This window comes from Mucilaginibacter sp. P5_A6 (assembly GCF_056400585.1).
Genome location: NZ_JBFUKZ010000055.1, coordinates 1 through 7,374, shown reverse-complemented (window position 1 = coordinate 7,374; position 7,374 = coordinate 1). Strand labels below are relative to the sequence as shown.

Below are 7,374 nucleotides of genomic sequence, written 5' to 3'. Positions count from 1 at the left end.
TGTAACCAACACCACCATCTAAAATATTGTAAGCAAAGGCGCCGTTTCTTTGATAAGAAGTTGCATTGCCATTAAGTAAATAATTTTTTTCGATGAGTTTAAAATCAAAATTTGACGGGTATGACCTGGATATGTTGTAAAAATATGTTCTACCGGGACATGTGAGTGAAACGTGCCCGTCCTTTAACTGATCAAGCATTTCTGACATTACATCAAAAAGTTGGTTGTCTGTTGTAGATGCGGTTATTTTTGAGCGATAGGTGTTGTAAAGAACTTGGGGATCTAGATTTTTGTATTCAAAATAGGTGTAATGCTCCTCAAACGATTGAAACAATGCATCAAAATTTTCGACAGGATTTTTGCTTTCGCCGGATTCGATGAATGCCTTTTCGCAAGAACTGAACAGAAAAGCCAGCAGGAAGCAGCCATATGCAATTTTTCTATTAATCATAAAGTGCTTTTAAAGGTTTATCAATAAAGAAAGTGATACCGTGTGGTCAGCAAGCTGCACCTTTTTTAACGACTGAATTGAATAGAAATCCCAACCATAACCAAGGCGCAGGGCATTTCTACTTTTTATAGGATATGTTATTGTGACGTTTGATTGAACTCTAAAAAAATCATTAAAAGTCACCAGGCTGCCACTTTTTAAAAATGGTCCGGCTATCCCTTCATCTTTTGGATTGTAAACCCCATCTTCTAAATAATTTTTAGGATACGGAACGCCGTAAGCCGGTCTTATTAGATAGGTTAAAACAGGCACAGCCAGCGAGTAATCTAGCTGCAGGATACTTTTTGACACCGAAACATGCTTTGAAAAATGGGTAGCCAACGTGAGCGAAGCGCCTGCATCATAACTTACCGGATTGTTTTTCCGCTGCTGCTTTACCCGTGCATTCCCCCAAATATCTACTATACCACCCAATCTAAAACCAAGTTGCTTTGCTGAACCTATTCGGCGTAAATACGAGTAGGATATTTTACCGCCATACGCTCTGGTATCCGAACGGTAGCTGGTTGAATTGTTTAGCCCCGAGGTTTGGAAATTTAGCCTGATATTTTGAAACTTTATTTTGTTATTCCATTCATACCCAAGCTGTCCGTAAACCCCCAATCCGCCAAAGCGCAGCGGAGAAGCAGCAAAATCGCGTACGGTTACGTAGGATGTTCCCGCCCCAATACTCAGCAATCTTGTTTTCGAATCCATTTCTTGTGCAGAAGCCGTAACAATTGTAAACCCAAAAACTAATGCAATAATTTGATACTTCATAAGCCATGCTGTTTTGAAAGCGCGTTAGCAGCCTGCTAACGCAGTGTACGGAAAAGGGTAGCATCCGCAGGTATGCATGTTCTTTATTTGAAATAAGCTTCAGAAGCTTTTAACCTTCAATTTCTCAGCAATAAACTGCATCATATGCACAGAGTGGTTAAAAATAAAAAAGTGGTCGCCATCCATTTTTTTTATCTGGACCGGTGCTGTACTCTCTTTTTTCCAGGCAAATGCCTGCTCCATACTGATGTCTTCTTTGGTGCCAATCACTACATCGATAGGTATATCCAGTGGTTCTGACGGTTGATAATCATGCTTTTCCAAAGCTTCAAAATCTGCCCGGAGAATCGGTTCGAAGAAATCCATCAAATCGCTGTTTCCCAGAATTTCTTCGGGCATCCCACCCAACTCCCGTATTTTTTGAATAAATTGAGCTTTAGGCAACAAATGAAAGTACGCCAGATTTCTTTTAACCGACGGTGCAGACCGTCCTGTAAAGAATAAATGAAGAGGTTTAGGCAATGAAGATTGAGCAATTTTTTGAGCCACCAAAAAGCCAACGGTTGCCCCCATGCTATGCCCGTAAAAAGCATACGGTTGGTTCCAGTCTAATTGATCTTTTAGGTTGTTAAAAGCATCTTCAACAATTGAGTCCAGATCATTCAAAACAGGTTCTTTAAAACGTGCTCCCCTTCCTGGCCACTCTAACGGAATAAAATTGAGTGAAGTTGGGGCATTTGCTGTAAACTCTCTGTAAGAGTACTTGCTCCCTCCCGCAAAGGGGAAACAATAGATTGTTATTTTTCCCATAGATAGTGTCGGTAAGACGTGCCAAAGGTAAAAACTAAGCACGCGGAAATTTACAGTCGCACATTATCATATTGTAAACTTACCTGCAACCACATTTTATGAAAACCCAAAAACTGTACTTTCGGGCTATGAAGTCACTCTTAATTAACCTACTTTGGGGCATTTTTGTATTGGTTTCTTGTGGAAATGGAAATTTAAATCAACCAAAATTATCCCAGGATATGATTGAAGCAACTATGAAACGCAACCATATTCCGGGAGCAAGTATTGCCATCATCTATAATTTCAAAATTGTGTCTGTAAAGCATTACGGAGTAATGGATGCTGAAAGTCAGAAACCGGTTACCGATCAAACTTTATTTCAGGCGGCTTCCATTAGTAAAGCCATCAGTGCATTAGCTATACTTAAGCAGGTTCAGGAAGGAAAACTATCTCTGGATGAAAACATAAACACGGCGTTAAAATCATGGCAGTTGCCGGATAACAAAAACACACATCCGGTTACGTTAAGGCATTTATTAAGCCATACCGGGGGCATAAATATAGACGGATTTGCCGGTTACGACCGGAGCAAACCCTACCCATCCATCCTGGATATTTTAAATGGTGGTTCGCAAAGCGGCTTAAAGCCTGTGCGCATTATAAAAACTCCCGGGAAACAATTTCTCTATTCTGGAGGGGGATTTTGCATCATGGAACAAGCCATGACGGATATCACTAAAAAAGACTTTCGGCAGCTAATGCAACAAACTGTTTTCGATAAGCTTGGAATGAAAAACAGCTATTTTACCACCTCAGTTACAAATAATGATCATCTCGCCCATGGTCATGATAAAACGGGCAAAGTAATTCCCGGGGAATGGAGCATTTATCCTGTTGCTGCCGGAGGAGTTGTAACCACAGCCGAAGACCTTGCCAAGGTATTGGTGGAAATTCAGTTGTCGTTAAACAACCAGTCAAATAAAATATTAAATCAACAAATGACCAACGAAATGCTGAAACCTTTTAACAACCCAATTTATGGTTTAGGTTTTTACCTCGACGGTAACGGCGACTATTTCTCACATAATGGTAACAACGTTGGTTTCCAAACCAACATGATAGCCCACCGAAAAAACGGTTACGGGGTGGTTGTTCTGACGAATTCTGATAATGGTAAATATCTGATTAAGGAAGTGTTTAAAGCAGTAAGTGCCGAGTATAATTGGAATGGGTTTCCATGTAGGTAGAGCCTTATCCGCGGTCCTTCTCCAGGGAAGAAAGGTGAGGGTGGTTTTACCGGATAAGGTTCTACGCTAAATATTGGAACCGCCTGATTTATGAAAACTGAGGACTCCATCCTGATTTTGAAAATCTATCCTAACCAGATGCTAAGATCTCACCGCTGCGCCCGAGATGACAAAAAGGCCCCCTCCTCACAAAAGAATGGCATTCTTTTTTTGCGAGCTCTCTACCGCGTGCTATACCTCCCTCCTGTTTTTAGTTGAGGCTTTAATTACCCCAGCTTATTTGTTCAGGGTGCTGTAGTCCGGGATATAGCCGCTCTGCCTTTCTCATCAGGGCATTAAACTCTATGGCGAAACCGATATCGTTACCAATCCACTCGCGGGTAAGTCTGGCGGTATCTTCGTCTACCAGTTTTAAATCCTGTTGTTCCAATGCCAAAATATTCAAACGATAGGCACGTTCTATGGCTACCATTCGCATAACCGCAGCCTCAATGGTATTTCCGCACGTGATGGTACCGTGGTTACGCAATACGGCAGCATCCATTCCGTTAAGTGCTTTTGCTAGATTATAAGCGTCTTGCGGATCATTTACCGGACCGTTGTATTGATCGTATAGGGTATGGTTTTCAAAAAACAAACAACAGTTTTGGTCGATAGGTTCTATTTTACGACCAAGCGCACTAAAAAGCGTACCCCATGGCGAATGTGTGTGAACTATACAATTGAGGTGTGGCCAGGCTTCATGAATAGCAGCATGGATACAAAATCCGGCTACGTTTACCGGATAGTCTCCTTCAAGCACTTTTCCGGTTTTATCAACTTTAATAAGATTTTGGGGAGTTACTTCCTCTGCCGCCAAACCGAATGGGTTCACCCAAAAAGCATCCGGTTGGCCCGGAACACGCATGGTGATATGCCCACTGATACCGCCTTCATCCAGTTTTTCGGTTACCATGATGCGGTAAGCTATAGCCAACTTGTATTTTAACAGATTATGATCTTGATCATTAGCCGACTTGTTAATAAAAAATTGAGCAGTCTCCCTACGGGTTTCCGACACTATTTTTTGGCTTGTTGGCTCATCATTTTCCGCATGGTGATGATATGGTTCGGCCATGGCTACCATCACTTTACGATCTCCCAAAAAAGGGTTTCTTCCATGGGCAAACAATACATTATCAATCATCAGCATATCGCCTTTCTGCCAATCGAAAATCAATTTCGTTTCTTCGTATGCACGGCGGATTTCTGACAAATACGTATCTGGAATTGGGCTTCCATCGCCAAAACAACTGTTTCTTGGAACGTTATCGATACCGCATTGGGCAATCAAAAATTCTTGTACGCCCGGTTCAAGGTTAGAGATGTTAAAAAGGTGCGCCTGATTAAACCAAACCCATTCATTGGTTTTGGTATGACGAAATACCGCCTGGCAAACCTGTTTGGTGCGAAGGTTCCTATCAGCTTTCCATTCATAGCCAATACCAGCTTTCCGGCAATAATCTTCTACCTCACTTTTACTTTCTGTTTGAAAAACCTGTTGCCATGGCAAATCTAGATCATCGCTAAAATTTCGCACATACATCACGCCTTTGCGTATAAATTCTTCCCGGATGGTGGCATCAATAAGTTCGTACACACCACGGCTGTCGCAAATAGGAGTTTGACCGCCCGTTTCTGAAGGTTGCGCACAATAAAACCATATTTTTTGTGGCCAGTTATTACTGTACGAATGCTCGTTATGCATCGGTATAAATTGGTCTTTAGGATATTCTGTAGAAGTATATACCTTATCCGCAACCTTACTGCGTGGAGTAGAGGGTTCCGAGTAATCCATTAATTCATTCGACAGAATTTGCGTAGCAGCGTTAAACTCCGAATTTCCTTTTACTTCAAAACCACGAAAAAGTACTAATCCCTCTTCCGCGAATTTCTTTTCGATGAGCGCTTTGTTTTCTTTAATCCAGTCTTCCAGCGAAATGGGTTCTGGAGCCAAATACATGGCAACGTCTCCTTTATCAAGCCGTAAAGAAGACAATTTTACTTCCGGAAAATCTACTATGTTCACCGAAACAGGTTTGGTATTTAAGAGACTTTGAAGCCCCATTTTCTTAGGTATCATATGCAGGTATATTTATTTCTGTGTTTATTAATTGAGCCGAGGCAATCCTAATGTGCTAAGACTTTTCTACTTTTCCGTACTGTTTTGTCTTCAATAATTTTTCCGTAATCAAATTTCAGTATCCGGTCACAATGCTGAAAATAATGATCGTCATGCGTAACGGCAATCACCGTTTTGCCCATGTTCTGAAGGTCCACAAGAATTTTTTCGTAGAAATAAGTTCGGAATATCGGGTCTTGTTCTGCAGCCCATTCATCCAGCACGAATATTTGGCGCTGTTCCATTAGTGCATAAATTAAGGCTAAACGTTTGCTCTGACCTTTAGATAAACCGATATCAATTTTCTTACCCGCATCATCAATTTTCAGGATACCTGCCATTCGCATCATTTCTGTATATGACATTAACTCTTCATTATGTGTATGCAGTTCAAAATCGTTGTAGTTTTCTCCAAACAAATAGTTGTTGGTGAAAATGGCGGCAAACTGATTGCGGTAATTTGCTTGCAGTTGTGGTGTTATTCGGGTACCGTTTAGGTAAATGGCACCACTGGTAACTTGATATAATCCTGTTAAAAGGTTTATGAACGTACTTTTACCGCTTCCATTCCCACCGGTAATAAAAATCACTTCGCCTTTTTTAATGGTTAAACTTATTGGTCCAACAGTGAAAGTGCTTTTCTTTGATTCATCGAAATATTTGTAAGTAACCTCATCAAATACCAGCATATCAAAGTTTTTATTGATTTCCTTTAAATCTCCATGACCTAGAACCGAATTTGATTTTACATTGATGTCTGCTTCAACTTTTTCAATTCGGGTTATTGCCACTTTAATATTATTTAAGTGAGATAGGATTCCTACCAATAACGATAATGGACCCATTAAAAAAAGCACCACGATGATGAAAGGCGAATAATCTGTTGCCTTCATATTTAACAATGCCGGCAATACAAACAGAACCACTCCTAACGCGATGTACCAACTATACCTACCAATCAGTTCATTATCCAGGTAACGTATTGCAGTATTCTGCCCGATTGCTCTTGCTTCTACCCGATTTGCTTTTAAATATTTGTTAAACAGATTTTCATTTCGGCTGATGCTCATTTTCACCTCTTTAAATCCGTTCAATAAATCCAGTAAATATTTGTGATAGGTGTCCTGAAGATCCCGTACTTTATTCAAGTTCGCCTTAATCAAATTATTGCGGAACATGTAAAATGCCAGCAAACCAATCATTAAGGCAAGCATACTGGCCCCTCCGGCAGGGGAAATCCAAAACATATAACCCAAAGCACATATAACCACAATAGACGAGTTGACCAACACCACCAATACTTCGGGCACCATGGCTAATACCCTCACATCGTTAATGGCGGTATAAATACGCTGCGAACCCAGGTTTTGGAAATCGAAATACGACGTAAAGCGCAATTTTTCGAGCACATTTAATTCATAGTCATATAAAATCTCCTGTGTGAGTTTTACGATATAGGTTTGGAAGATTTTGGTTGAAATAATGGCGATCACCAAAGAAACGCTAAACGTAGCCCAGCCGTAACCCGGCAAAATCGGGAAGGGCTTCTGTTGCAGGGCACTTTGAATAAACAGCAGTAACACACTCGATGTTACACTGTTGATTATCCCTAATAAAAGCAGTGCAGCATAAAACAGCTTGGATCGGTTTTGAAATATTTTTAAAATAAACATGCTCTATTTTTATGAATGTACGTTTTTATGTAAATCTTTAAGTGGTTGGATTACTGCATTTGCAAGGCTGATAAGATCCCCTCGTTGCACCCGGGGATGACAAAAGGTAATGGAGATACGTCATCCTGTCAATTCTTTAGTTGCTAAATCTGCAATTTTCATTAAACAGTTTTTAAAAGCATCTGCAAGTTGCTCAACTGTAGTTTTTCTGTATTGCCTATTGCTGAAATC

6 protein-coding genes are annotated in these 7,374 nt (G+C 40.5%); 1 reads left to right on the top strand and 5 read right to left on the bottom strand.

Going from position 1 to position 7,374, the window contains the following annotated elements:
• The 3 genes from AC1DO4_RS27360 to AC1DO4_RS27350 all read right to left on the bottom strand — a co-directional run.
• Nucleotides 1-451: hypothetical protein (locus AC1DO4_RS27360; RefSeq protein WP_477420943.1), on the bottom strand; the 451-nt coding region annotated here is incomplete at its 3' end.
• A gap of 9 nt (nucleotides 452-460) precedes the next feature.
• A complete protein-coding gene (locus tag AC1DO4_RS27355; RefSeq protein ID WP_477420942.1) occupies nucleotides 461-1,270 on the bottom strand; it encodes a hypothetical protein in 810 nt (269 codons plus the stop codon).
• Nucleotides 1,271-1,369: 99 nt separating this feature from the next.
• On the bottom strand, nucleotides 1,370-2,080 hold the full coding sequence (locus AC1DO4_RS27350; protein ID WP_477420941.1) for a thioesterase II family protein: 711 nt from the start codon (nucleotides 2,078-2,080) through the stop codon (nucleotides 1,370-1,372).
• 221 nt (nucleotides 2,081-2,301) lie between these two features.
• Between AC1DO4_RS27350 and AC1DO4_RS27345 the strand changes: the two genes are divergently transcribed.
• Complete coding sequence (locus tag AC1DO4_RS27345; RefSeq protein WP_477420940.1) at nucleotides 2,302-3,309, top strand: serine hydrolase domain-containing protein; 1,008 nt, start codon at nucleotides 2,302-2,304, stop codon at nucleotides 3,307-3,309.
• 262 nt (nucleotides 3,310-3,571) lie between these two features.
• Here AC1DO4_RS27345 and AC1DO4_RS27340 read toward each other — a convergent pair whose 3' ends face one another.
• Both AC1DO4_RS27340 and AC1DO4_RS27335 read right to left on the bottom strand, forming a co-directional pair.
• Nucleotides 3,572-5,431: a TauD/TfdA family dioxygenase gene (locus tag AC1DO4_RS27340; protein WP_477420939.1), complete on the bottom strand. Its 1,860-nt coding sequence runs from the start codon at nucleotides 5,429-5,431 to the stop codon at nucleotides 3,572-3,574.
• 47 nt (nucleotides 5,432-5,478) lie between these two features.
• Entirely contained in the window at nucleotides 5,479-7,143 is a 1,665-nt protein-coding gene (locus AC1DO4_RS27335) for a cyclic peptide export ABC transporter (protein ID WP_477420938.1), read from the bottom strand.
• Nucleotides 7,144-7,374: the final 231 nt, after the last annotated feature.